Source organism: Acidobacteriota bacterium (assembly GCA_016716905.1).
Classification (GTDB): domain Bacteria; phylum Acidobacteriota; class Vicinamibacteria; order Vicinamibacterales; family SCN-69-37; genus SYFT01.
In genome coordinates this window covers 574,398-600,134 of sequence record JADJUS010000004.1, presented here as the reverse complement: position 1 = coordinate 600,134, position 25,737 = coordinate 574,398, and the positions used below count along the sequence as shown (strand labels likewise).

The following is a 25,737-nucleotide window of genomic DNA, read 5'->3' as shown; positions in this document are numbered from 1 at the left end:
TCAGCGCCCCTGCCGCTGGCAAAAGGCCAGCCACTCTGCCTCGGCCTCGTCGAGGCTCCGGCCGTACGCGCTTTGGAACCGGCCGGCGAATTCGCGCGAGTTCGCTCCGTACACGGCCTTGAGCGGCGCAAGCCCATACGTCTCGATCACATACGCCAGAAACGACGCGCTGGCGCTGTAGGACACGTTCTGCGGGCGCGACTGCCACTTGTCGTCATCCACAAGATCGGCCAGGCGCGGCAGCTGGGAGCCGCGCTCCGCCGTCCACCGGTAGTAGAACGTCTTGCCAAGCGCGTGATACCGCTCAGACAACACGGCGGAGGCCAGCCCCTCGTTGACAAAGCTCGTCCCAGGCCGGCCCAGCCCGTTACGGATGATCACGTGATTCACCTCGTGCGACAGCAGCGACATGAGATTGCCGTCGAGGGGCGGAACACAGGCGGCCTTGACCGTCTCGGTCTCGGGATACGCAACGCCGCTGTGATCGCCATTCCCCAGGTCTGCGGAGAATCCGGCGTCCGCGCCTGAGTTGTGCAGAAACACCGTCACATGTCCTTGATAGCGGAGGTCGAGTCGTGCCACGCTGGTCGCGAACTGGTCCTCGAGCACGGTGGCGAATGTGCCGACGTTCGCCTCAGCGAACGAACCAGGCCGCACATAAAACGTGAAGCGGCCTGCGCTCGACAGGCGCCAATTGTCGTCCGTCGGCGATGGACTCAGGATCAGATCGCAGCCAGCCCCGGACAGCACCGCCACTGCGCACACAACCAGCCGCAGCACGCTACTTCGCATAAGTCACCCCTACCATCAGCGAGTTCCGGTCACTGGTGTGCTGGCTGTGCGACGACAACACGGTGTCACCGGTCGAGAGGAACCGCGCCGTGAGCGACACGCGTTCGGAAACCGATACATCGGCGCCGATCGAGAGGTCGGCGAGCCAGCCGCCGCCCCACTGCGACGGGTGGTCTGCCGCCGCGGAATGGCGCTCGCCAATCCGGCTGATGCGCCCACCGTTTCCCCAATTGACCTCCACACCGAATCGCGATCGACGGAAACGCGCCGCGGTCACAAAGGCGATCAGCACATCCAGGTGGGTCTTCGTCGTGGCAAGGCTGTCGTCCATCTCCCGGGTCAGACGTGAGCGCGATCCGCCGAGCGAAAGGCCCGCTCCAAGATCAAGCCCACGAACGATCACGTTGGAGAACAGGTACCGGCGGTACTCGTACCTGGCGTCGAGGCGGGTGAATCGATCACCTTCCGGCCTCGCGATCTTCTCAAGGCCAGAGTCGTAGACAAACTTCCCGGTGCGAGCCACCGAGAACTCGAGGCGTTGCAGCCGGGCGCCCCGAAGGCGCTGGTGCTCGACAAGCATGGCCGCGCCGGTGCCCCGCAATGTGACAGGTGAGGCATCCACAGGTTTACAGCAGCGCGCAATGTCGCGCAGGGCTGCTTCATCGCGCCCAAAGGCCACCCGCCACGAGGTGGAGGACTGGGCCAGTGCCCCCGTGGCGTGAAGAAGCAGCACACCTGCCATCGCCAGAACGGGTCGGGAGACTCGGGTCATCAGTCGCAGTGCCAGTGCGAAAAGTGTGCCGCGTCAGGCCCCGCAAACCGTCCGCCTCGAGACACTTTGGCCCCTCCGGCGAAGACTCCGGCCCCTGTGCCTCCGAGGAATCCCCAGTGGGTTGGAAAAACCCGCGGGCCATGACCTCCGTCATATGGCACGACCCGGGAGGGTCGTAGGCTTGGGTCGAGGTACCAATGACCGAGCCAGCGGCTTCCCATCCCGCCGGGGCCAGCACACGCGACGAGTGGCCCGACCTCGGGGTTCTTGTCCGCCACATCGTTGACCTGCACCACCACTACGTGCGCACGGAGGTGCCGGCAATCACCACCGGGCTGAACCGCCTGGTCAACGCTCACGGCCACGCCCACCCTGAGCTGCACCAGGTCCGGCAGGTGTTTGCGCAATTGGGCGCAGATCTCCTGGCGCACATGGAGAAGGAAGAGCACATCCTCTTCCCCTACATCGATGAACTGGCGGCGGCCCAGCGCCGGACGGGGCCATTTCCGCCCAGCCCCTTCGGGACTGTCGCCAATCCCGTGCGGATGATGGAAGACGAACACCAGGATGCACTGGTGCTGCTCGAGAACCTGCGGACGCTCACGAACAACTTTGCCGCACCGTTCGACTGGCCCAGGAGTGATGCCGTCACGCTCGCGACCCTGGCGCGCTTCGGCGCGGATCTGGTCGAACACATTCGGCTGGAGGACACGATCCTGTTCCCGCGGGCACTCGATCTGGAGGAGCGATTGACGTAGAGTTCACTCCCCATGGAACATCCGTCCACTGAGGTGCTCTCGCAGATTGCGCTGTTCCGCCGTGTCATCCCTGAGGATCGGGAGCGGCTGGCCAACGTGTCGCACCTGCGCCAGTACGAACGCGGCGACCTCGTGTTCGACGAGGGCGACCCGTCAGACTTCTTCTTCATCGTCGTCACCGGCCGGGTCAAAGTGTTCAAGCGCGCGCCTAATGGGCACGATCGGATTCTTGAAATCTTCGGGCCCGGTGGTCTGCTGGGAGCGGTGGCGGCCTACGAAGCGCGGCCCTACCCCGCGTGCGCCGCGGCGATGGAACCCACCACGTGCCTCCTGACCCCGAGGCCGGCGTTTTTTGCCCTACTGGAAGAGCGGCCGTCGCTGGTCCGCGGCCTGCTGGGCAGCCTGTCGATTCGCCTCATGGAACTGACCGCTCGCCTGGCTGAGCTCACCGGCGGTCGAGTTGAGTCGCGGTTCGCGCGACTGTTCCTGAAGCTCGGCAGCCAGATGGGCAGGCCGGACCGAGGAGGCGTGTTCGTGCCGATGACCCTGTCACGGCAGGAACTGGCAGACCTCACCGGCACCACCATTGAAACCTGCATTCGCATCATGAGCCGGTGGAGCAAAGACAACGTGATGCTGACGGACAAGGATGGGTTCGTGATTCTCGACAGTGCCGCGCTCGAGGCCCTGGCCGAACAGGGCTACTGACGCCCATCGGCTGTTGGCCGCATTGTTGCAACAGTCTGCCGCAGGAGGGGTCCATGCGACTCCCGGCACAGTCGATCTTCGGCGTCACTCTCCTGCTGGCACTAGCGGCCTGCGAAAACGGCTCTCCCAACGGGCCCACCCCGCCGACCCCCTGTACCTACACCCTGTCGTCAACCTCGTTGACGTTCCTGCCGGCGGGCGGCACGGCAACCATTGGTGTCACCGCTCCCGCTCACTGCACCTGGACCGCAGCCTCCGACCGGGACTGGCTCACGGTCACAAGCGGCGCCAATGGCACAGGCAACGGCCAGGTCGTCGTTGCCGCATCGGCCAACCCGACGACCGTGGTGCGGACCGGCTCACTCACGATCGGCGGACAGGTCGTGACGGTGCGCGAGGACGGCCTGGCGCCGTGCTCGGTGACGCTGGCGCCCGCCGGCGCGACATACGGCCCGAACGGCGGCACAGGAAGCCTGACGGTCAGCTCGCCCTCGCACTGCGCGTGGACCGCCGTGAGCAACGCGCCGTGGCTCGTCGTCACGGCAGGAGCCCAAGGCTTGGGCAACGGCCTGGTGTCCTACGCGGTGGATCGAAACCGGGAACCCGAGACCCGCACCGCGGCGATCGCGGTGAACGAGCGGACATTTGTCGTGACGCAGACCGGCGAAGCGGTGCAGTGCGACTACTCGGTGACGCCGGTCACGTTCACGCCCTGCATGTCGGCGTCGGGCGACCTCACGGCCATGGTGAGCACACAGCAGACCTGCTCCTGGACCGCAGCGCCCAACGCGTCGTGGATCAGCGTCATCGACGGCGAGTCGGGCAACGGGCCAGGTCTCATCACCTTCCGGGTGACCGACAACTGGGAAGCCCCAAGGCAAGCGGTGGTGATGGTCCGCTGGCCGACTGAAACTGCGGGCCAGAACCTGCAAGTGCAGCAGGCCGGCTGTTACTACGGCGTGAGCACCTCCGCGATCGCCGTGGACGTCGCCGGAGGCCCCGCGAAGTTTGACGTGGTGCAGCAAAGCGATCCCCAGATCTGCGGAGGCCCATTGCAGAACGCGTGCGTGTGGACGGCGATTTCGAACGTGCCCTGGATCACGGTCACAACGCCGATGCCCCAGAAGGGCGATAACCCAGTCAGCTTTGTCGTGTTGCCCAACGACGGCGTCGCGCCGCGGACCGGCACGATCACTGTGCGCAATCAGGTGGTGTGGATCACGCAGGCTGGCCGCTGAGCGCAGCTTCACACACCTTTCGCAGCCGGCGCAGACCCGCGAGCGTGTCTTTCCCGATTTCCACACGCACCACGCGCCGGCCGCGCTCGACCAGCACCTGATAGTCGCCCAGTGCCTGCGCTCGCTTCATGTCGCCAAACGAATAACTCGTACCCGGCACCGCCAGATCCCGCTCATCGTCTGACACGATCACAAGAAAGACGCCGGTATCCGGACCACCCTTGTGGAGTTGCCCGGTGGAGTGGAGAAATCGTGGGCCGTATCCCAAAGTCGTTGCCACCCGCGCGTGGTCGCGTACCAGGTGACGCACGGCCTGAAGTTCACGATCGTGATCGTCCGACATTGCAAGAAACGCGTTCACGGCGAAGTAGTCACCGGGAACGAGGCGCGCGAGGTGCGCGGCGACGAGCGCCTCTGGCGACGTCGCTGGCGCCAGAGTGTCCGCGTTGACGCCGTCGGCGTAGAACCGAAGACCGTCGTGCTCAAAAGTGGGCGCAGGTGGCGCTGGTGCCAGCCCCTGCTCATACGCCTTCATGAAGCCCCGGGTGGCGACTTTGGCCGCTTCAACATCCGGTTGATTAAATGCATTCACGCCGAGGACTGCACTGGCGACAGCGGTGGCGACTTCCCACCGAAAGAACTCCTGACCGATGTCCATCGATTCGTTCAGCACGATCCGTACGACGGGATGTCCGGCGCGCTCGAGCCGTGCCAGCGACTCTTCCTGCGACGAGTCTGACTCTGATTCCGTCCTCAGATGAACAAACACACGATCGGGCCCGTACGCCTCGGGAAGCCCGAGCGGTTCACCGTCAACGGGCACGATGCCAAGGCCGCTCTTGCCTGTCGATTCAGCCACCAACTGCTCTAGCCAGGCGCCGAGGGCCTGCACCGATGGCGCGAGCGCGAATGTGAGTTTGTCCCGTCCGTGCGCCGCCGCCGTGCCGAGGAAGACGCCCAATGCCACGCCGGCATTCGCGTCTGGCGGAACGGCCGGCGCGCACGCGCGCACCATCACCTCGGCTCGGTCGAGCAGCACCCCGGCGTCGAGACCCATGAGTGACGCGGGCACGAGTCCGAACACCGTCAAGGCTGAAAACCGGCCGCCCACATCGGGCCGCCCCGTCACCACATGGCGGAAGCCCTGATCTGCAGCCAGCTTTGCCAGCGATGTTCCGGGATCGGTAATCGCCACGAAGTGCTGCCCAGGCGATGCGATGCCGGCGTCGCGGAGCCGCCCGTCAAAGTACGCATGAAGGGCCACCGGCTCTGCGGTGCCGCCAGACTTTGAAGCGACGACGAAGAGTGTGCGAGACAGGTCCAGCCCTTCGTCTACGCCCAGAATCTGCGCGGGATCGACTGAGTCAATCACGCGTAGTTCCGGATACCCGGGCACCCGTCCGAACATCTGTCGCAGCACCCAGGGGCCAAGACTGGAGCCGCCCATACCGAGGATGACCACGTGGGCAAAGTCTGCGGCGTCGCGCCGGAGATTGGCGAATGTTGCAAGGTTCTGGCGGCCGACCTCGATGGCGTCGAGCCATCCCAGCCACTGCGCTTCGTCGCCGCCGGTCCACAGGGCCGCGTCGCGCCGCCACAGTTGACGCACTTTGCCGGCCTCTCTCCACTCATCCAGGGTGCGCTCGAATGCCGTGGCCAGTTCACCGGCAGCAATCTGCTGCGTCGCCAGCGCGGGCCGCAGCACGTCCTGCCGCTTGCGCTCAATGGCCCCAAGGAGCCGGTCGAACGACGACGAGAACGCGGCCAGCCCTTGTTCGAGCAGGATATCCGTCACCGCGTCCAGCGAAATGCCGGCACGTTCGAGGGCCGCCAGGTTGCTGCGCGCGATGTCGGGTTCTTCCACCAGGCTGGCACGGACGTGTCCGTCAGCAATGAACGCCTGCAGCGTGTCGGCGGGAACGGTGTTCACCGTGTCGGGCCCGATCAGCTCGTCAACGTAGTACGTCCGCGACAACCGGGCGTCCTTGGTGCCCGTCGATGCCCAGAGCAGGCGCTGCGGCAGTGCGCCCTTCGCGGCGAGCCGCTGCCATCGATCGGACGCCACCAGTTCCTGGTAGTGCACGTACGCCATGCGGGCGTTGGCGATGGCGGTCTGGCTCACCAGACGCTGCAGTTGGGCCCGGCGATCGGGGTCGGCGGAGGTCTCCAGTGCCGCGGCGATACGCGCATCAACCGCCGTGTCGATTCTGCTCACGAAGAAACTGGCGACGCTCGAGACCTGTCGCGGGTCTCCTCCCGACCGAATGAACTGTTCCAGGCCCGAGCAGTACGCCTCGGCCACAGCCGCATAAACCTTGATTGAAAAAATCAGCGTGACATTCACCGGAATGCCGATCGCGATCAGTTGCTGGATGGCGGCGATGCCTTGAGGCGTGGCCGGTACTTTGATGAGGACGTTCGTGCGCGCGACGGTCGCATGCAGACGACGCGCCTCGGCCACCGTGTCTTCGGTGGATCGGGCGAGGTAAGGCGACACTTCGAGGCTGACGTACCCGTCGCGGCCGTTTGTGCTGGCGTGCACCGGTTGCAGCAGATCCGCGGCCGCACGAATGTCATCAATGGCCAGATGTTCGTACACCGCCTGCGCATCCGTAGGCGATTGCGCGAGGAACGCCTGGATCGCCGCGTCGTACGCCGTGCTGCCGGCGATCGCCTTCTCGAAGATCGAAGGGTTCGAGGTCACGCCGACAATGCCGTCGCGCTCAATCAGGCGGGCGAGTTCGCCCGACTCGAACATGGCGCGATGAATGTTGTCGAACCAGAGGCTCTGGCCCAGCTGCCGGGCCTCGTACACGGGATGGGGCATCTCTCGCTCCTTTGAGCCACCAATGTTAGCTCGGCAGAGCAGAGAGACGCCCATCGCCATTCCCCGGAGCCGGGTCAGACCCGGCGGCTACGAAAACTAGAAGACGTGTTCGATGCTGCTGCCCCTCAGCAACAACTTGCTGACCACTTTCTTGCCCGACGCGTCTGTGGTGGTCTGCATGGTGGTCTGGTCACTCGGGGCGGCCAGTTCGCGGCCTTTGCACGGGACCGTGAGGACGGTTTTGCCGGTGGCTTTGCTGGCGAACGTGATGTGCTCGCGGTCACAGGTGTACCGATAGTCGCCGGCCTTCAGGACCGACGTTCCGACCATCACATCGGCGACGACGGTCAGGTTGCCCTTGACCGCGACCTCGGTGGTATTCAGGTGCTGCGCTGTCACGACGGCCGAGACGAAGACGATGCTGGCGGTAATCAAAAGTAATCTGCGCATATGAAAAACTCCCTCGGAAGGGTTACACCCTGCAACTCACGTGCCGTATGGCTGGTCTGGAACGGCCGACTGGCACGCGGATCGTCGAGGGGGGCCTTCTGTGGGCGTTGACTATTGCGCTGCGGGAGTGGAGTTTCGCGCAGTCGCTCAAATATCGGCGCGGCGAACGCGAAAGACCGCCACGGCCACCGGCAGCAGCACCCACGCCACAACCGAGACTGCCAGGTAGAGACCCGCGCCAAGGGCGCCTCCGGTCATGCGCAGGAAGGCGAGCGAGGCCGCCCCGAAAGCCGTCGTGCCTTCCACGGAGAGCAGCGTCCCTGTTCTCACCGCATCCACCGGATTGACGATGACCGCGACCATGAGCAGGCGTGAAGCGGTGCCGGAACGCAGGAGCGAGGCAACGCCGAGCGCCGCCACATCAAAGAGCACGATGGCCACGAACCAGATGACCAGAGCCACGGCCAGATGGTGCGCGCGGCGGGTGCTGGTGGCGCCGGCCGTCAGTGCGGCGGCGATCGCGAGGAAAACGGCGGTCAGCACAAACGACCCGGCCACCACGCCTAAAAAGCCCATGACGCCGTCCGCACCGGCGCGCCAGAACAGCAGCAGTCCAGCGGCGCCGAAACCCACCGCCTGTGAAGCAATCAGTGCCAGGCACAGGCCGGCGAGCTTGCCGAGCAGGATCATCGGCCTCGGCACCGGCTGCGAGTACAACAGCTCGGCAGCACCCGCATCGGGAGTGAGCGCCATCACGCCGAAGATAAGCGCCGTGAGCGGAACCAGCAGCAGCACCAGTTCCACAAGCGACGCAGCCGTCCTCGAGAAGTCCTGGAGGCCGCTTCCACCACTCAACACATACCCGGAGGCCGCCACCGCGAGCGACAACACCGCGAACACCAGCGCGAACACCTGCGTCCATCGCGATCGCACCGACAGCCGCAACTCCTGCATCGCGCACAACCGCACGAGGGTCAACCGGGGAACGGCGATAGTGGTCATCACTTCGCTCCCTGCGCCCGCCATGCGGCAGGCACCACATCAGCAAGCGTCACCGGCACACCCGCAGCCACGTCGGGGTCCGCGTCTCGCGACGCCTGCGTGGCATGCGCCACCAGGTGTGATCCCATGGGTGTCGAGAGCGCCGGCACGCGCGTGAACACGGCCTCATCGGCGCGCACCCAGGTTTTCGTGCGGCGGTCGGTCACGTAGATCATCGCTGCAGCCGGCGCGTCCTTCGTCGAGGTCAGGTAATTTCCCAGACATCCCAGGTCATCAAAAAACTTCGGCAGTTCGCCAGGCACCACCACCTGCGAGGCGAAGTCGATTTGCGAGACGGTCATCCGGCAGAAGGTGCACGCTTCCCGTCCCACATCGAGCACCGCCGGTTCCGGCGCGCCTGCGCCACACGCCGCGGCCATCACCAATGCCAGTGCGCACCATACTCGACTCGTGACCCTCATCGCAGGCCCCCCACCAATTCGCGGTAGAACGCATCAAGGCGGCCTTCTTCGGCCGACCACCCGCGGATGGTCACCCGGTGCTCACGCAGGGCATCAAGCACGGCCAGCCGCACCGATGCCGCGCCCGGCACGATGATCTGATCGGCGGCCACCACTGACTTGGGCGACAAGCGCCTAACGCGCTCGAGCGCGCCAGCCGGCAACGCGTCAACGGTGACCTTCATCACGCCGCGATCCGCCAACAAGGTGGTCAGTTCGCGTGCCGTGAACGAGGCCGCGAGGCGGCCTGCGACCAGCACCGCGAAACGATCGGCCAGGCGCTCGACGTCACCCATCTGGTGCGAACTGAACAGTACTGTCTGCTTGTCAGCCCGTCGCGACTCCACCAGCGCGTAGAAGGCACAGGTGCCGTCGGGGTCGAGCGCGGCTGTTGGTTCATCCAGCAACAAGATTGGCGCCTGCGCGGCCATCGCCACCGCCAATCCGAGCCGCTGGGTCATGCCGCCCGAGTACGTCCCCACCGCCCGCGCGCTCGATCCGTTCAAGCCGGTCAGCGCCATCACTTCCTGGATGCGTTCCGGCCCGCGGCCACGGAGGCGGCAATAGAACTCGGCCACTTCATGGCCGGTGAGCGACTCGGGAAACGTCACTCGCTGCGGCAGGAACGAACACGCCAGCCGTGCGTCTGCCTCGGTTGATGGCCGCCCCGGTTCACCAATCAGCACGGTGCCGTGGGAGGGTCTGATTAATCCTGCGGCCGCTTTGATCGACGTCGTCTTGCCGGATCCGTTGGGCCCCAGGAGCGCGACCACTTCTCCCGGTTCAACCCGGAAGTTCAGATCCTTCACGGCCTGGACGCCGCCAAAGGACTTCGCAAACTCCCGATAGACAATCATCGTCGTCTCCCGGCCCACAGGACGGCCAGGCCCAGGCAGAGGCCCAGACTCGACACCATCAAGCCCGCGCGAGCGCCACGCGCGTTTTCAGGAGGCATGTCGGGAACGGCGCCACGCGCCGGCGCCCGCAGCAACGGACGGGCATCAACCACGGCGATGGGCCTGAGTACCGGGAACGTCCGTTCCGCGCGGGCCAGCACCACCGCACCCAGCCCCTGTGCAAACAGGTCCGCGGCTGTGAGACTCCCCCCGAAGGTGATCGAACACGTTTGAAAGCCGGTACGGCTGGTCTCGGATCCCGTCGCCATCCAGATCGGGTTCGTCGAACTCCGACCAGTAGTTGCCATCGAACACCGTGTCGGTCCGCCGGCCCACCAGGCGAAGAGGCGCGAGGTTCCCGATGAAGGCATTTCCTTCGAACCGATTGCCCTGCGACGAGTCGTAGACCACTACCGCCACGTCGGAACTTGAGACGATGTTGTGCCGGAACACGTGTCGCACGGCACCGTCAATGAAGAATCCCCGCTCGTTGTCGGCCACGAGGTTGTCTTCCGCCACCACGTCTTCGCAGTCCTTCAGGAGCAATCCGACCGAGGCAAAGCCGCGGTTATGCACAAACCGGTTGCGGGCAAACGTCAGCCGGCGTGAGTACATCAGCGCCGCGCCTGCCGCTCCGCGCTCAAACAGGTTGTCTTCGAAGCGGTTGTCATTCGAGTTCATGTAGTGCAGGCCGTACCGCACATCGCTGACCTGGTTGCCGGACACCACTCCGCGGTCCGACGACTGGATGTAGAACCCGTCGCGCGAGTAACGGATGAGATTGCCCCGCAACGTAAAGCCCTGCGTGTTCCAGACATGGATGCCCGATCCCTGTTCACCTGCCGCTTTCCCCTCGATCCCGGTCACCGAGGTCCCCTCAACCGTCGCGTCGTCGGCCTCCCGAAGATACACGCCGAACAGGGAGCGGACGATGCGGCAATCGCGCACGGTCACGTGTCGCGCCGTGATGTGGATGCCGGAGGAGTCGCGCGCCAGACTTCCGCCCAGCTGACCGTCGATGTCGAAGCCTTCGACGACCGCGTGATCCGCGCGGATGCGCACAACGCTGCCGGTGCCCGACCCCAGCAGGCGTGGGCGGCCGATGCCCACCAGATGCACCGCCTTGTCGATGAACAGGTCGCCAGGATAAGTGCCGGCCGGCACCTCGATGCGGTCGCCCGGCCGGGCGGCATCGAGGCGACGCTGCAGCGGTGACTCGTCGGCCGACGCGGGCCGGCCCTCGATGCCCGCGGCCGCCTGCGCCGCCGCCATGTCCACCTGCGGCGCCTGGGCCCGGACACCGGGGGTCGGCGCGAGCGCCAACAGCGCGGTTAGCAGGAGGACCTTCTTCATAGTGCGACGGCGTCCTTTGGCTCGACCGCGCGGTGCCGCTGCCCGCGCCACGCCACGACGAGCGCGATGGTGACCAACAGACCGGCGGCGACCATCAGGTAAGTTCCCGCCTGGGGGTAGGAGTACACGTCAAAGTTAGCGATCTTCTTGTACCCGAACATCGGGGGCGTAAACCCCTCGACCCTTACGGCCGCCGTGGGCAACAGGTCGTGACCGTAGCGGTACATCTTGTATCCGAAGGACCAGAGCGAGAACGCGCCGAAGTAGATCGAGATCACCGCCGCATCCACGAATTCCTTCATGGTGCCGAAGAAGACAGCCCTGATGAGCAACAGCGCGAGGCCACCCAACGCAAATGGCATCCACTTGAATTCAGTGAAGTCTTCGATGGCCAAATCGCGCATCCCGATGTAGTGGTTCAGGAGGTTGATCTCCTTGAGGTCCTGTCCGTTGTTGCCACCCACCAGCGCGTGGTCGAAGATGTCGAGCCGCAATGCATCCGGGTACTGCGGCGCGAACATCGTCAGGTTCCACAGCGGGAAGAAGTGGGCGGTGACGATGAGCACCGCCGCGAGCAGGAAGCAGGCCCGCGGCCATGCGCCAACGGGCTGGTGGAGACGCCGGGCGGTGCGGGAGAAGAAGGAAGTCATGACAGTCCAGGGTCCAGAGTCCAGGGTCCAGGGTCCGCTGAGCAGCGCCCAGCGCCCAGGGCCAGGACTCTGGACCCTGGACCCTGGGCGCTGGACTTTTTTTAACGGGGCTTCACCACGAGATAGCTCTGCATCTCCTGATGCAGCGCCGAGCAGAAGTTCGTGCAGTAGTACGGGAACACGCCCTTCTTGGCGGTGAACGTCACCGTCTTCGTTTCTCCCGGATCCACGACCAGGTTGATGTTGTAGTCGAGCAGACCGAACCCATGCAGTTCGTCGGTCGTCTGCTCGATGTTCGTGACGGCCACCGTGACGATGTCACCCTCCTGCACCTCAAAATTTGTCGGGGTGAATGTGGAGCGGACAGCGATCATCTTGATCGTCACCTTGTTGCCCACACGGGTCACGCCGGCGTCCTTCACGTCCCAGATGGCCAACGGGTGTTTGTTTTCTTCCTTCGGGTACACCTCGATCGGCTTGATCTTGTCGGCCTTGACGATCTGGGCGTAGTGCGGTTCGGGCTCGGTGAACGCGTCGTACAACACCTTCATCTTCTCCTCGCCGATGTCGATCAACTGCGACGACTCCGGCTGTGAGGGCCCGACATTCAGGTGGCGTCCGTGCGACAGCTTGTTGAGTGAGACCAGGTAGTTGCCGTCGGGGCTGACCGTATCGCCCTCTGCCGCTGACAGGTGACCCACCGCGTAGGACACGGGCACCTTGTCGATGACTTTCCATTCGCCAATCTTCCAGGAGGCGATGGCGCTGTCCACGAACAGCGAGGTATATGCCATGCCGTTGGGGCCGAACTGCGTGTGCAGGGGACCCAGACCCACTTCCACTTCCGCATCCTTGATCGATTCGTACTTGAGGACCGAGATGCCGTTTTCCTCACCGTCGAAGTCCTTGTTGCGAATTGCGGTCTGGACCTTCTCGAAGTTGAACGCGGTGGTCACGCCCTGGAGTTTCCCCGACCCGATGATGTACTTGCCGTCGGGCGACACGTCCACACCGTGCGGCGATTTGCCGCAGGGCATCAGGTACACGAGGCCGGGGATCTTCGCCGGGTCGAGGACGCGGACGCCACCGATCATGTCACCGAGCCCCTGGGCGGCCGCCTTCTCGGCCGCGCGCCAATCCACAGCGGCGATGTAGTCGCGGTCGCGCTGGCTGGCGGTGACCTCGAGCTTGCCGGTGGCGCGTTCGGCGTTGTACGCCGTCAGGAACATCCAGCCGTCGGACGCGAGCTTGCCGGCGTCGCCGATGTCGTAGTCGAAGGGCGGCATCAGAATCTGGAAGCCCAGGTCCATGTTGCCTGTCTTGGGGTCCACCTTCAGTGCGCCGATCACGCCCTTGTATTCGGTGGCGTATTTGTCGATGGGCGCGTAGGTGCCCTTCGGAATCGGGATGGAGAACCGGCTGGCCACCATCACGTATTCGCTATTGGGCGTGATGAACGAGGACCCATGGTTGCCCGAGATGTTCGGGATAGGTCCATAGATCTGTTTCGTCTTGAAGTCCCGCAAATCGATGCGCGCCACGCGGCCGTTCATTTCATTGATGAAGAGCCAGCGGCCGTCGTAGTCTCCGGCAGTCTCGGACAACGCGGGGTGATGAGCGTCGCCCCACGTCAGGCCGCCGAGCATCTTCTTCGACTCGTCGTCAAACCCGTAGCCGGTGGCCGGATACGGTGTGAAGACGGGAATGGTCGAAATGTGCCGCATGGACGGGATGCCGTAGACGTAGACGTTGCCCGAGTGCCCGCCCGAGGCGAAGAAGTAATATTCGTCCAGGTCGCCGGGTGCGACGTACGTTCGCTCGGCGGCAATGGCGGTATCAGACGTCGCTCCGCCACTCTTGCGTGCCCCCGGCGGTGCGCTCGGCGAGCAGGCGCTGTACCCCAGCACCAGCAGCACCCCTGCCCCGGTCATCAGCGACAACTTCATGCGTGTTTTCCACAGTCTCTCCATACCTATCGCTCCTTCTTCTCTGCTTGCTGTTTCTGATAAACCGCAAAGGCTTCACGCAATTTCTGAATGGCGATGGCCTTCTGTTCGGGCGTGAGGATGATTTGCCTCGAGAGCACCACGGACATCGTGCCGGTTGGCTCGCGGAGGAAGTCGTCGATGGTCCGTCCGAACCTCGACTGCACGTCTTCGACCGCGTTGGACAGGTCGGGACCAATTTGCGCAGGCGACTTCACGCCGTAGACCTGGATGGAGTGGCACGTACTGCACCCGGTTTCCACGAACCAGGCGCCTGGGCCGGTGCGCATCCGTTCTTCCTCGGCGAGCTGTTCTGGCGTCGGTTTGTCGGTGCGGGGGGCCCCGGCCAGGTACGCCGCAGGCACATCCGCCGGCCGCCACGACAACACGAGCATCGCCAGGGCCTGCGCCTGTTCGGTGTTGAACCCGAAATTCGGCATCGTCGAATCCGTGGTCAGCGCTTTGGGATTCTTGAAATGCGCCACGTGCCAGGCAAAGGCCGTCTGCTGGCCCGACAGCCGCGAGTAGTCGTACTGCTCGGGCGCTTTTTCGCCGACGCGCGTCAGATCGGGGCCGATGCGGCCGCCGCGGTTGTTGATGGTGTGACAGGCGCGGCAACCCTTCTCGTCCACCAGGCGTTTGGCGAGATTGATCGCGTCGGCGCCCTTCGTCTCGCGATCGTAGCGGTGGCAGATGTTGCAGTTCATCTGCAGCAACGCGCCCTTGTTTCCCGAGAGCGAGTACTCCTGCCCCAGGGTCTTGCTGAGCAGGGGTTCCTCCCAGTGCGCCACTTCGCCGTGCGCCTCGGCGACATCAACCGCCCACCCCTGCCCGCCATGGCACGACGTGCAGCCGAACTTCTCCACCGGATGGGTCTTGAGCGGTTCCACCGGGTGCGTGCGGAACGGCTCCTCGGCCTGTTCAAACCCCTTCCATGACGTGGCCTGATGACAGGTGATGCACCGGTCGGCGCGCCCGAGGTCCGCGACCCAGATCTGCTGCACGCCGGTCGTGACGCTGTTGGCGCGATCGGCGCCCAGTTTCTGCGCCACCTGGTCCTTAAACGCCGACTGGTAGTACCGCCAGTCATGCGCGCGATCGCTTGCAAAGAACAGGGCGCAGGACAGCACCAGCAGCACGCCAATGATCGCGAGGGTCGGCCGGTCGATGCGCGCGTACGGAGAATTGGTTCGCTTCTCCATAGTCAGATCCTCCCCGGCACGCTGGGCCACGTTTCCCACGGCCAGAAGAACTCCCAGTAGGGCCCGCGCAGTTCCATACCGATGTACGTGAGCAGCAGGATGCCGACCATGATCGCGATGAACACGATGTTCTGCGTCCGGCGCGCGCGCGGGAACCACTCACCCGTGACCTCGCGCGGGCTGCGGTCCAGCCATGGCCACGCCGTGAGCAGGCCGACCAGCAGGCCCGGCAGCACCACGCCGCCGATGAACGCGCCGTTGATGGTGAAACTGCCGAGGTGAATGGTGGTGTCGGTGACAATCTCCTGCAGCCACAGGAAGTACCAGGGCGCCTTGGCCGGGTTGGGCGTAATCAGCGCGTTGGCGGGTTCTTCCAGGGGCGACGCAATAAAGACCGAGGCGATGCTGATCACCGCGATGGTGCCCAGCGTGGCGATCATCGCGCGACGCGCCAGATCGGGCACCGCGTTCACGCTGGTGTTGGCGGCTTCAAGTGAGCGCGCGGTCACCGTGGGCGCCGTGCCCTTCGCCACACCCAGCAGCGTGTACGTCTTGGTCGGCACCACCGCCACAGGCCGCGACGTCTCGGCGATCTCTTCGCGGTCGGCGCGCGCCAGGCCGCCATCCTTGCGCACCCGCCACATGTGATACGCGAACAGCACGCCCACACCGGCGGGAAGGAAGAAGATGTGCAGGACGTAGAACCGGATGAGCGTCGCCTGCTCGATGGCCCGGCCGCCAATGAGCAATTCGCGCACGTCAGGGCCAATCCACGGAATGGCCGAGGCAATGTTCGTGCCGACCGTGACCGCCCAGAACGCCAGCTGATCCCACGGCAGCAGGTACCCGGTAAAGGAGAGGAACAACGTGAGCAGCAACATCACGACGCCGATGACCCAGTTCCACTCGCGCTTCTGGTTGCGTCCGATGCCGTTTTTGTAGGCGCCGGTGAAGTACACCCGCGCCAGGTGCAGCACCACGGTGATGACCATGCCGTGCGCGGCCACGCGGTGCACCGCGCGAATCCAGCGCCCGAACGTGATGACGTACTCGATGTCCTTGACCGACTGATACGCGCGCTCCACCGAGGGCACATACAGGAACAGGAGCGGCAGCCCAGAGAGAATCAGCAGCAGGAAGAGCGCGGCGGTGATCGTGCCCAGCCAGAATGAGTACGTCCAGGACATGGACGCCTTCGACACCTTGGCCGGGAACCAGTGCAGCAGGAAGTTCGAGGTGATGGCGTCGCCGGCGTCCCGGTCAGACCGGGGCCGCAGACTCCAGAACGGCCTCGGCCGTACGCCTGGTGCTTGTTCGGGCAATGACATGTCGAATACCTCAGACCGTCAGGCGGAAATCGCGCTCAACTTCGTCCGCCAAATCCACGACGAGTTGCCCGTCGTCGGTCGCCACCGACAGGCGGTACCACGACAGGGGTTTGGGCGCCGGGCCAGAGACGTTGGTGCCGTCGCCGGTGTAATGCGACCCGTGGCACGGGCAACTGAACTGGTGCGTGAGCCGGAGGGGCGCGCCACCCACCGTGGCGGTTTCTGGTTTGGACAACGCCTCGGCCCTGACCGTGCAGCCCAGGTGCGTGCAGACCGCCGATACGGCGTGGAAGGTGTTGCCGTCGCGGAAGATGAAGAGCCGCTCGTCGGCCAGAAACTTCAGGCCATCCGGAAACTCCGCAGGCGCTCCCAGTTTTACGGTTGTTGGCGCGTCGTAGGACACGTTGGGTACCAGCGACCGCAACGACGCCACGCCTTGTGCGCCAAGTGCGCACACGCCACAGCCCGTACCCAGCTTGATCAAAAACTCCCGGCGATCGTTTCCCGCCATCACTCCTCCACCCAGTTCTCTGTGATTGAAAACCGCTCCATCGTCATGGCACCGGTCGGGCAGCGAATCGCGCAGAGCCCGCATCGAATGCACCGCTCGTCGTCTTTCACCATGGCGGTGAGCGGCAGCGTTGTTTCGCCCGCACGCGCCGTGACCGCGTCGCGTTCGGCGTCGGGCATCGACACGGCGTCGAGCGGTACAAACGCCAGGCAGTACTCGGGACAGATGTCCACGCAGCGGTTGCAGAGGACACACAGCTCCGGGTCGTAGATGGTCTGGATGTGGCAGACCAGGCACCGCGCGGCCTGCTCCACAGCGGACTCGCGGCCGTAGCCCGTCTCGACTTCGGCGATGCCCGTGCGCCGCCCGATGTCGAGTGTCGGCGCAGCGACGCGATCGAAGTTTTCGAAGCCGCTCACCATCTGGTAGGTGGCGGTCGGCATGACCTCGATCTCAAGGTGCGTCTCAATCCGGGCGCGATGGTCGGTCAGGAACGAGTGAATCGAACGCGCAGCCAACTTGCCGTTGGCGACGGCCTGGATGAGGTTTCGGGGACCAAACGCGACGTCTCCGCCCGAGAACATGCCCGGCGCGCTGGTGGCCAGCGTGACCGGGTCGACGCGGATGGTCCCCGAAGGGTTGAGTTCAATACCGTCAGCTGGAGTCAAAAAGCCCAGGTCCGGCTGCTGACCGATGGCCAGGATGCACGCGTCGGCGTCAAGCGTGATGACGTCAGCGTCGTCGTACACGGGGGCGAAGCGGCCACCGGAATCAAATACCGATGTGACAGCGCGCAATTCGATGGTCGCCAGCCGGCCGTTGGCGCCGATGAACGCGCGCGGCCCGCGCCGGGTGATGAACTTGACGCCTTCCTTCCCGGCCTCTTCGTATTCGTCATGTCCCTGCATCGTGCGCAGGACCGGCATCTCGTCGAAGTGTTCGAGCGAGATCATGGTGACTTCCGCCGCACCGCCACGCAGGGCGGCACGCGCCGAATCAAAGGCCTCTTTCGCCCTGGCGTCGGCGGCGCCTTCCAGAGCGTCGAGTTCATCTTCATGGCTCACGCGCAGAGCGGTGCGAGCCGCGTCGAAGGCGACAAAGCCGCCACCGATGACCACCACTCGGCGACCCAGATCCATGCGGAACCCGCGGTTCACGTTCAACAGGTAGTCGACGGCTTTGACCACGCCGTCGAGCTCCACGCCAGGAATTTGGAGATCGCGCCCGCGGGAGACGCCAACCGACAGAAACACGGATTCAAAACCCGCAGCACGCAGGTGCGACAAGCCGAAAGCCGGTGTCAGGGGCGTCTCGAGTTTCAGGGTGACGCCCAGCGCAAGGATCTTGTCGATTTCGGCGCGCAACAGGCTTCGCGACAAGCGGTATTCCGGAATGCCGTACCGCATCATGCCGCCGGGTTCGCTTCCGGCTTCAAACACGGTGACGTCGTGACCGAGCAGGGCCAGGTCGTGCGCCGCCGCCAACCCGGCGGGGCCGGCGCCAATCACGGCGACTCGCCGGCGCGGGGCTGGGCCTGCCGCGCGAACCTGCGACCCGAGCGGGAGCTGATCGATATACCGATTGCCCTCGTGGACGCCGTTGGGCCGCAGTTCATCCTGCGTCGCCGGTTTTACCGACTCGGCGCCATACTGTTCCGTGACATATCGCTTAAGCGCCCGGATGGAGACTGGCGCGTCAATGGCGCCCCTCCGGCAGGCGTCCTCACACGGCGCCGCGCAGACCCTGCCGCACACCGAGGCAAATGGGTTGGGCGCCCTGGCCACCAGGTACGCCTCCTTGTCGCGGCCATCGGCGATGAGTTGCACATACTTGCCTGCGTCGGTCTGCACCGGGCAGGCGGTCTGGCACTTGACCTGCGACTTCCAATGAGCGAGATCCGGGAGCCGAACGTGAATACCCATGCCGTTGGCAAAGGTATCCGGCCCGCAGACGAGCGGTTATGACGTTGGTCATACTCGGTGCGCTCATGTAATGGCGAAATGGCACAAATGACCGAAATGGCGAAATATGACCCACTTGCCGGAAGCGCCTGGAGTGCGCCGGGCACCGTGGCGGGGTTTTCGCAGTCACCCCCCAACGAGGTCCTCATGCGGTTCGCCGCAGGCGAACTGGCTCGCCTTGGTCGCCCGGGCACGGCTCTCGACATCGGGTGCGGAGCGGCGCGCAACGCCGTGCCGCTGGCGGCCATGGGCTGGAACGTCATCGGCACCGATCTGTCGTGGCCCATGCTGAAGGCCGCGCGCGCTCGTGAGGTCTCGGGCCCATCCCCCGGCCGGCTCACGTTCTGCCTCGCGCCAATGGAGCAACTGCCGGTGCCGGACCGTTGCGCGGACCTGGTCATCGCGCACGGCATCTGGAACCTCGCGCACTCCGCAGCCCAGTTCCGCGCGGCCGTGCGCGAGGCCGCGCGCGCGGCCAGGCCCGGCGCCGCGCTGTTTGTCTTCACCTTCTCGCGGCACACCCTGCCCGACGATGCGCGGCCAGTGGAGGGGGAACCCTTTGTGTTCACCCAGTTCTCGGGACAACCGCAGTGTTTCCTGACCGAGGCGCAACTCATCGAGGAACTCGCCGATGCGGGATTCACGCCCGATCCAGCCGTGCCGATCACCGAATACAACCGGCCAACGGCCTTGACCGTCCAGCGTGGCGGCCCGGTGATCTACGAGGCCGCATTTCGGAAGCGGTGCTAAGTGCTCCGTGCTCGGTGCTCCGTGCTCCGTGCTCCGTGCTCCGTGCTCCGTGCTCCGTGCTCCGTGCTGAAGTGCAGCACCCCAGCACAACAGCACCCAGCACAACAGCACAACAGCACCCAGCACAAACAAATTACACAACCCTTACATCCTCCCGGCCCGGACGGTGCCTACGATGAACCAGAGGTATCGCCAGTGACGCGCACGCATCCGATGATCATCCAGGGCGGCATGGGCGTCGGGATCTCCGACTGGCGCCTGGCGCGCGCTGTCTCGACGCTCGGCCAACTTGGCGTGGTCAGCGGCACGGCACTCGATGAAGTGCTGGCGCGGCGCCTGCAGATGGGCGACCCCGGCGGCCACATGCGCCGGGCCCTGGACCACTTCCCTGTCGCCAGACTCGCCGACCAGGTGTGGGACACGTACTACATCGCCGGAGGCAAAGCGCCCAACGCCGCGTTCGTCACCCGGGCGCAGGCCTCGCCCACGCCGGCTCCTGACTGGCAGGCGCTTTGTGTCGTCGCCAATTTCGTCGAGGTCTTCCTGGCCCGCGAAGGCCACAACAATCCCGTCGGCATCAACTATCTGGAGAAGATCCAGACGCCGCACTTGCCCTCCATCTACGGAGCGATGCTCGCCGGCGTGCACTACGTGCTGATGGGCGCCGGCATCCCGCTCAAAATTCCCGGCGTGCTGGATCTCTTCGCCAATCACCAACCGGCCACCTACCCGCTCAACGTCAGCGGCGCCGCGGCCGACGACGCCACGACGTTGTCGTTTGATCCGCAGACGATCGTGGGCGTGACGGAGCCACCGCTCACACGGCCGCAGTTCCTGGCCATCATCGCGTCCGATGTGCTGGCGTTGACCCTGCAGCGACGCGCCAGCGGCCTCGTCAACGGCTTCATCGTCGAGGGCCCCACGGCGGGAGGCCACAACGCGCCGCCGCGAGGCGCGCTGCAACTGAGCGATCGGGGCGAGCCGGTGTATGGCACACGCGACGTGGTGAATCTCGACAAGTTGAAGGCGCTCGGCCTGCCGTTCTGGCTGGCCGGTGGTTCGGGCGCGCCCGGCCGTTTGCAAGAGGCGCTGGAACGCGGCGCTGAGGGCATTCAGGTGGGAACGGCCTTCGCCATGTGCGCCGAGTCCGGCCTGCGCGCCGACTTCAAGCGCACGCTGCTGGAGCAGGTGCGATCGGGCGCGACCGACATCTTCACGGATCCCAAGGCCTCGCCCACCGGCTTTCCGTTCAAGGTGGCCCGGGTGCCTGGCACGTTGTCGGACGAAGGCGTCCTGGACGCGCGGCCGCGCATTTGCGACCTCGGCTACCTCCGCGAAGCGTATCGGACCACCGACGGCGCGGTCGGATTCCGATGTCCGGCTGAGCCCGTCAACGTCTATGAATCGAAGGGCGGCGACCGCGCGGCCACCGAGGGCCGCGCGTGCATCTGCAACGCGCTCGTGGCCACGACCGGTCTCCCACAAGTGCGAGCGGGCCGTCTGGTTGAACCCGGGATCATCACCATGGGCGATGATCTCCCCGGCGTGGCGCGATTCCTGAGCCCGGGCGCGACCGAGTACACCGCGGCAGATGTGATTGCCGTGCTCGAATATGAATCTCAGGCGGTTTCCAAACTGGCGTAGTCCCATGGCAGCCAGGTTGCCGAAATTTTCGTGTACGATCAGCCCGTGACTGACGAAGCGTTTACGGCTGAAGAGCGACGATGGCTGGCGGTGTGGGACGACAAGCGGCAGCAGGTGGCGGCCGGCGCCATGACCACAGACGATGTGCGGGAATGGGTGTGGCAGAACAAGGTTGTCAACGCCATCAGTGTCACCATTCAGCGCATCAAGCGCTCCGAGCGGCCCGGGCGCGACTCCAGACGCACCGACAACACGTGGGTGACAGTGGCCGCCGAACGTGGCCACGCCAAAGACGACGCCAGTCCGCTGGCCATGCAGACGCTGTCGTACGTCGTGGACCGGCTGACCGAACGCGGCCACGACTTTGACGTCGACATCATGGCCACTTCACGTGGCCTGATCGTCATTTCGATCAACGTCAAGGGCCTTCGCGGTTACATGAATCGCCGATCTGCCGCCGGCACCGCATAGCCGCCTGCGCCGCCCTCAGCTCGCCTTCAGCATCGTCAACAACATGCGCGCCGCCTCGGGCGCGTCGACGGCGTGTGGAATGTCCGCAGGCATTCGCACCAGCGTGCCGGGCTCGGTGCGCATGGCCACTCCGCCGATGGTCAGGATGAGTGCACCTTCAAGCACCATCACCAGCGCATCAAACGGCGAGGTGTGCTCGGTCAGACCCTGCCCTTCAGCGAACGCGAATAACGTCACGCTTCCTCCAGGCGTCTTTGCCAGAATTCTTGAGGCGATACCGTCAGGGGTTGGGGTGACGAGGGAATGGAGGGAGAGGACTTCAGAGGCAGGGACCATATGAAGATCATAGTCCGTGGGTCCGCTGGTCCGTAGGTCCGTGGGTTCGCGGAGCCGCGCCGTTCAGCGCGGACCCACGGACCTGCGGACCCACGGACAGTGTGGGCAGTAGCTCTGTGTTCGTGTTATCGTATGTTCATGCCAAAACGAGCGCTGTCGGTAACCCTTGAAGAGGGCAACTTGCTCTGGTTAAAGGGTCGGGCGGCCACCACCAAACGCCGGAGCCTGAGTGAGGCGCTGGACGGGCTCATCACCGCCGCACGCGCGGGCGGTCACGGTGCAAACGCGTCACGGTCGGTGGTCGGCACCATCGACATCGCCCCGGGCGACCCCACGCTTGAGCACGCGGGTGCGTACGTGCAGTCGGTGTTCGCCGCGTCCCTGCAGCGGCCGTTCATCGCGCGGGAGACGCCACCACTTTCCGGATCACGCGCCAGACGTCCGCGAAAGGCACGGCGTGGCTGACAACGCTGCGGTCACCGACACGCACGCGCTGGTCTTCCACGCTGCCGGCGGAGGCGTTCTTGGCCCCAAAGCCAGGGCCGCCTTCGCGGCAGCCGAGCGGCGCGAGATGATCATTTACGTGCCTGCGGCGGTCATCTGGGAAGTCAGCCTGCTGGCTCGCGTGGTCCGCATCAACCTGCGGCGTCCTGTGCGCGAGTTTTTTGGAGACCTGTTCAGCAACCCGGCCTATCAACCACACGCGCTTGACGCCGGCCAGGTCTTCGACGCCGACGACCTGCGATTTACCCGCGACCCGTTCGACGGCCTCATCGTCGCAAGCGCCCTGGACCTGGGCCTGGGGCTGATCACCCGCGACTCCGCGATTCGCGAGGCCGGAGTGGTCAAGACAATCTGGTAGCGGCCGAGCGGCGCGACCTATCGAAACAACAGCGCCACGAGGTCGCGCAGATTGCGCCGCCACACGTGCCATGTGTGGCCGCCGGGCTCGACCACGAACGTGTGTTTGATCCGGCGCTCGTTGAGCAGATCGGTGAACAGCTTGTGCTGGGTGAGCAGGCGTTCCTCCTGTGAGCCGACTCCGAGCCACAGCAGGCGCAGCGCCACATTGATGCCGTTCGGGACCGAATCGGGTTCCTCGAACGCCGGTCCATACGCCTCCTCGATCGTCGCGGCGGTGACCTGAGGGCCCCGCACCCCGATCGTGCCGCTGAACGTCGCGACTGAGTGAAACAGGTCCAGCCGCTGCAGGCCAATGAGGCGCGCGTGATTGCCGCCCATGGAGAACCCTGCGATCGCGCGATGGTCGGCCTTGCGCGACACCCGATAGTTCCTTTCGACGGCGGGTATGACTTCGCTCAACAACTCCTGGGTGAAGGCCTGGGTATCGCGGCCCGTATACGACGGCGCGACACCCGCCCTGGGGCTGGGATTCGTGTGGCCGAAGGGCATGACGACGATCATCGGTTTGGCACGGCCGTCGGCAATCTGGTTGTCGAGGATGATGTTCGCCAGGCCGTCGTTGACCCAGGAGCCTTCGTCTCCACCGCTGCCATGCAGGAGGTACAGGACCGGGAAAGACTCCTTGCTTTCCTCGTAGCCTGGCGGCGTGTAGACCCAGACACTGCGGAACATGTTCAGCGTCTTCGAGTCGTACCAGTGCTGGTGCACGGTCCCGTGTTTCACCGGACGCGGGTCCCAGGCCTGCGGCGCCGGCCCGGTGACATGCACATACCCGGCGGTGCGCCACACTCCGTCGGTGAGAAACGCGACCGCGTAGTAGTCGGGATCGAACGGGCCCAGAGTCGCCGTCCACATCCCCTTGTCGTCTTTCACCATCGGCTTGGCGTCAGCCGCATTCATGGGCTCCATCACCACGCGGACGTCGCGCGCCTGCGGCGCGTCGATGCGAAAGGTGGCGGTGCCGTTGCGGTGGTTGCCGCTGATCTCCACGATACGCGCGCCGGTCTGGGCCTGCGCGGCCAGCGTGGAGACGCCCGGCGCCATCGCGACAAGCGCGGCGAGTGTCACCACCGTGCGAGCCAGCCTGATCATGTTTGCATTATGCTACCGTCCTCCCAATGAGCACCAGATGCGTCGTCAATGTGGACCTCGTCGACGTGTGGCGCGAGCCCGGCCGGAAGAAGCTCATCCGCACTCTGGCGTGGGGCGACGAAGTGGCGGTCACCGAACAGACGTCCACGCGCGTGGCGGTGGAGACGGTGCGTTTTGTCGAGCAGCCTGACGGCAGCATCCTGCCCGAGCACGAAACCGGCTTCATCGAACCCTCGAAGAGTTCCGGACTGAAGGCGGCCGACGTCGTCCGGCCCATCAGCCAGAACGATGTCCTGAAGGTGAACTTCGTGGACGTGCAGCAGGGCGACGGCTCGGTGATCGAGTCGCCCGACGGCAAGGTCATTCTCGTGGACGGTGGTGACAATCAGTTGTTCGCACGATACCTGGCCGGGCGCTTTCGCGGAACCACCGCGAACTCGCCACAGGAAGTCGATTGCATATTGGTCACCCACGGGGATGCGGACCACTTTGATGGCCTCCCGGAAATCCTCAAGTCGGAAACCCACGCGGAACACCGCAAGCGACTGTTCATCAAGCCCAGGCGCTACTACCACAACGGCATCGTCAAACGGCCGGGTTCGAAGAACGGCAAGCGGGTGCCGGACAAGGAACTGCTCGGTGCCACCAGCGAGGTGGACAATCGGACGTATCTGACCGGCCTTGAAGACAATCTCCTGACAGTTCCCGATGGCGAACTGAATGAGCCGTTCACGAAGTGGCGCGACGCGTTGAAGGAGTACGACACGCGGTCTCCGGTCGAGATCAGGCGCTTGCAGTTTGGCGACGATGACGCGTTTGCGTTTTTTAATCAGGGCGATCTGCGCATCGAGGTGCTTGGCCCGCTGGTGACGCAAGTAGGTGGGAAGCCAGCGCTCCCATTCCTGGGCAATCCTCCGAAGGGACCTCGGATTGGGCAGGAATCGCTCAACGTGGACACCACTCCCTTTAAAGGGCACTCGGCCTCGCACACGATCAACGGCCATTCGGTGGTGTTCCGCCTTGTCTATGGGGGTTTCAGTTATCTGTTCACTGGCGACCTGAACGACGAGGCAGGCCGGTTCCTGACGCGCGAGCACAATGCCGGGCGCGTCAACCTCAGGTCCGATGTCTTCAAGGTGCCGCACCACGGTTCCCACGAATTTTCGGGCGCGCTGTTCGAGGCGGTGGCGCCAGTGGTCAGCATCATCTCGAGCGGCGACGAAAGCGCACAAAAGGAGTACATCCACCCTCGCGCCACGCTCGTTGGCGCGCTTGGCAAGTGGTCCAGGGTGCCCGAGCCACTCATCTTTGTCACGGAGTTGGTGGCGTTCTTCAACGTCGAGGGGTGGTCAAAGCTGGCCAGCCCGAAGACCAAGGCCCAGAAAGAACGTGGCGACTTTTTCGGGTTCAGCCGGACGGCCTTTGGGATCGTGAAGACCCGCACCAACGGCAAGCGGCTGTTTGTCTACACCGATAGCGGAAATACGGCCATGAAGGAAGCCTATGCGTACGAGCTTGATTCATCTGGATTTCCGCAGCCTGCGGAAGTGCGACGAGGGTAACTGATGTCGAACACTTTGATGCTTT

Annotated in this window: 24 protein-coding genes and 1 pseudogene; 9 read left to right on the top strand and 16 right to left on the bottom strand. The window is 64.9% G+C overall.

The genetic code is table 11. From position 1 onward, the window contains the following. Together IPL75_06575 and IPL75_06570 are read right to left on the bottom strand one after the other, a co-directional pair. Positions 1 to 792 carry a hypothetical protein gene (locus IPL75_06575; GenBank protein MBK9239920.1) on the bottom strand — a complete coding sequence of 264 codons (792 nt, stop codon included), beginning with the start codon at positions 790 to 792 and terminating at the stop codon, positions 1 to 3. Continuing rightward, the gene (locus IPL75_06570; GenBank protein ID MBK9239919.1) at positions 782 to 1,564 is read right to left on the bottom strand and encodes a hypothetical protein; all 783 of its coding nucleotides are present in this window, start codon (positions 1,562 to 1,564) and stop codon (positions 782 to 784) included. Before IPL75_06570 ends, IPL75_06575 begins: the two co-directional genes overlap by 11 nt. Before the next feature lie 197 nt (positions 1,565 to 1,761). Here IPL75_06570 and IPL75_06565 point away from each other — a divergent pair, with 197 nt between their 5' ends. Genes IPL75_06565 through IPL75_06555 form a run of 3 tightly spaced genes read left to right on the top strand, consistent with a single transcriptional unit; the run spans position 1,762 to position 4,268 of the window. Continuing rightward, positions 1,762 to 2,322: a hemerythrin domain-containing protein gene (locus tag IPL75_06565; GenBank protein MBK9239918.1), complete on the top strand. Its 561-nt coding sequence runs from the start codon at positions 1,762 to 1,764 to the stop codon at positions 2,320 to 2,322. A gap of 12 nt (positions 2,323 to 2,334) precedes the next feature. Continuing rightward, on the top strand, positions 2,335 to 3,030 hold the full coding sequence (locus tag IPL75_06560) for a Crp/Fnr family transcriptional regulator (GenBank protein MBK9239917.1): 696 nt from the start codon (positions 2,335 to 2,337) through the stop codon (positions 3,028 to 3,030). Positions 3,031 to 3,083: 53 nt separating this feature from the next. Then, positions 3,084 to 4,268 (top strand): BACON domain-containing protein, encoded by a 1,185-nt coding sequence (locus IPL75_06555; protein ID MBK9239916.1) that lies wholly within the window; start codon positions 3,084 to 3,086, stop codon positions 4,266 to 4,268. Here the strand turns inward: IPL75_06555 and IPL75_06550 are convergent. From IPL75_06550 to IPL75_06495, 12 genes and pseudogenes are all read right to left on the bottom strand, one after another. Next, positions 4,249 to 7,095 carry a bifunctional transaldolase/phosoglucose isomerase gene (locus IPL75_06550; protein MBK9239915.1) on the bottom strand — a complete coding sequence of 949 codons (2,847 nt, stop codon included), beginning with the start codon at positions 7,093 to 7,095 and terminating at the stop codon, positions 4,249 to 4,251. The two genes, IPL75_06555 and IPL75_06550, sit on opposite strands and share 20 nt — an antisense overlap. 96 nt (positions 7,096 to 7,191) lie before the next feature. Further along, positions 7,192 to 7,545 carry a hypothetical protein gene (locus tag IPL75_06545; protein ID MBK9239914.1) on the bottom strand — a complete coding sequence of 118 codons (354 nt, stop codon included), beginning with the start codon at positions 7,543 to 7,545 and terminating at the stop codon, positions 7,192 to 7,194. 147 nt (positions 7,546 to 7,692) lie between these two features. Then, positions 7,693 to 8,547 (bottom strand): ABC transporter permease subunit, encoded by an 855-nt coding sequence (locus IPL75_06540; protein ID MBK9239913.1) that lies wholly within the window; start codon positions 8,545 to 8,547, stop codon positions 7,693 to 7,695. After that, on the bottom strand, positions 8,547 to 9,008 hold the full coding sequence (locus tag IPL75_06535; protein ID MBK9239912.1) for a nitrous oxide reductase accessory protein NosL: 462 nt from the start codon (positions 9,006 to 9,008) through the stop codon (positions 8,547 to 8,549). Before IPL75_06535 ends, IPL75_06540 begins: the two co-directional genes overlap by 1 nt. Beyond that, positions 9,005 to 9,904: an ABC transporter ATP-binding protein gene (locus IPL75_06530; GenBank protein MBK9239911.1), complete on the bottom strand. Its 900-nt coding sequence runs from the start codon at positions 9,902 to 9,904 to the stop codon at positions 9,005 to 9,007. Before IPL75_06530 ends, IPL75_06535 begins: the two co-directional genes overlap by 4 nt. Beyond that, positions 9,901 to 11,296, bottom strand: a pseudogene (gene nosD, locus IPL75_06525) (nitrous oxide reductase family maturation protein NosD). Before nosD ends, IPL75_06530 begins: the two are co-directional and overlap by 4 nt. Then, entirely contained in the window at positions 11,293 to 11,946 is a 654-nt protein-coding gene (locus tag IPL75_06520) for a hypothetical protein (protein MBK9239910.1), read from the bottom strand. The pseudogene nosD and the gene IPL75_06520 overlap by 4 nt, the downstream one beginning before the upstream one ends. Before the next feature lie 101 nt (positions 11,947 to 12,047). Next, a complete protein-coding gene (gene nosZ / locus IPL75_06515) occupies positions 12,048 to 13,922 on the bottom strand; it encodes a Sec-dependent nitrous-oxide reductase (GenBank protein MBK9239909.1) in 1,875 nt (624 codons plus the stop codon). Beyond that, positions 13,919 to 15,133 (bottom strand): c-type cytochrome, encoded by a 1,215-nt coding sequence (locus IPL75_06510; GenBank protein ID MBK9239908.1) that lies wholly within the window; start codon positions 15,131 to 15,133, stop codon positions 13,919 to 13,921. Before IPL75_06510 ends, nosZ begins: the two co-directional genes overlap by 4 nt. Before the next feature lie 2 nt (positions 15,134 to 15,135). Continuing rightward, positions 15,136 to 16,461: a cytochrome b N-terminal domain-containing protein gene (locus tag IPL75_06505; GenBank protein ID MBK9239907.1), complete on the bottom strand. Its 1,326-nt coding sequence runs from the start codon at positions 16,459 to 16,461 to the stop codon at positions 15,136 to 15,138. 10 nt (positions 16,462 to 16,471) lie between these two features. Next, a complete protein-coding gene (locus IPL75_06500; protein MBK9239906.1) occupies positions 16,472 to 16,972 on the bottom strand; it encodes a Rieske 2Fe-2S domain-containing protein in 501 nt (166 codons plus the stop codon). Then, positions 16,972 to 18,894, bottom strand: coding sequence for an FAD-dependent oxidoreductase (locus IPL75_06495; GenBank protein MBK9239905.1), 1,923 nt, complete (start codon positions 18,892 to 18,894; stop codon positions 16,972 to 16,974). Before IPL75_06495 ends, IPL75_06500 begins: the two co-directional genes overlap by 1 nt. Before the next feature lie 78 nt (positions 18,895 to 18,972). On the opposite strand from IPL75_06495, the gene IPL75_06490 reads away from it, so the two are divergent. From IPL75_06490 to IPL75_06480, 3 genes are all read left to right on the top strand, one after another. Continuing rightward, entirely contained in the window at positions 18,973 to 19,683 is a 711-nt protein-coding gene (locus IPL75_06490; protein MBK9239904.1) for a methyltransferase domain-containing protein, read from the top strand. A gap of 231 nt (positions 19,684 to 19,914) precedes the next feature. After that, positions 19,915 to 21,327: a nitronate monooxygenase gene (locus IPL75_06485; GenBank protein ID MBK9239903.1), complete on the top strand. Its 1,413-nt coding sequence runs from the start codon at positions 19,915 to 19,917 to the stop codon at positions 21,325 to 21,327. Between the two features lie 45 nt (positions 21,328 to 21,372). Next, a complete protein-coding gene (locus tag IPL75_06480; GenBank protein MBK9239902.1) occupies positions 21,373 to 21,798 on the top strand; it encodes a hypothetical protein in 426 nt (141 codons plus the stop codon). A 15-nt stretch (positions 21,799 to 21,813) separates the two neighbouring features. On the opposite strand, the gene IPL75_06475 is transcribed toward IPL75_06480, so the two are convergent. Further along, positions 21,814 to 22,134 (bottom strand): cupin domain-containing protein, encoded by a 321-nt coding sequence (locus tag IPL75_06475; GenBank protein MBK9239901.1) that lies wholly within the window; start codon positions 22,132 to 22,134, stop codon positions 21,814 to 21,816. Between the two features lie 138 nt (positions 22,135 to 22,272). Between IPL75_06475 and IPL75_06470 the strand changes: the two genes are divergently transcribed. Both IPL75_06470 and IPL75_06465 read left to right on the top strand, forming a co-directional pair. Further along, positions 22,273 to 22,599: a hypothetical protein gene (locus IPL75_06470; protein MBK9239900.1), complete on the top strand. Its 327-nt coding sequence runs from the start codon at positions 22,273 to 22,275 to the stop codon at positions 22,597 to 22,599. Beyond that, positions 22,592 to 22,996, top strand: coding sequence for a PIN domain-containing protein (locus IPL75_06465; GenBank protein MBK9239899.1), 405 nt, complete (start codon positions 22,592 to 22,594; stop codon positions 22,994 to 22,996). The genes IPL75_06470 and IPL75_06465 overlap by 8 nt, the downstream gene beginning before the upstream one ends. A 17-nt stretch (positions 22,997 to 23,013) precedes the next feature. Here IPL75_06465 and IPL75_06460 read toward each other — a convergent pair whose 3' ends face one another. Beyond that, the gene (locus tag IPL75_06460) at positions 23,014 to 24,150 is read right to left on the bottom strand and encodes a hypothetical protein (GenBank protein ID MBK9239898.1); all 1,137 of its coding nucleotides are present in this window, start codon (positions 24,148 to 24,150) and stop codon (positions 23,014 to 23,016) included. Positions 24,151 to 24,176: 26 nt separating this feature from the next. Between IPL75_06460 and IPL75_06455 the strand changes: the two genes are divergently transcribed. Further along, positions 24,177 to 25,712, top strand: coding sequence for an MBL fold metallo-hydrolase (locus IPL75_06455; protein MBK9239897.1), 1,536 nt, complete (start codon positions 24,177 to 24,179; stop codon positions 25,710 to 25,712). Positions 25,713 to 25,737: the final 25 nt, after the last annotated feature.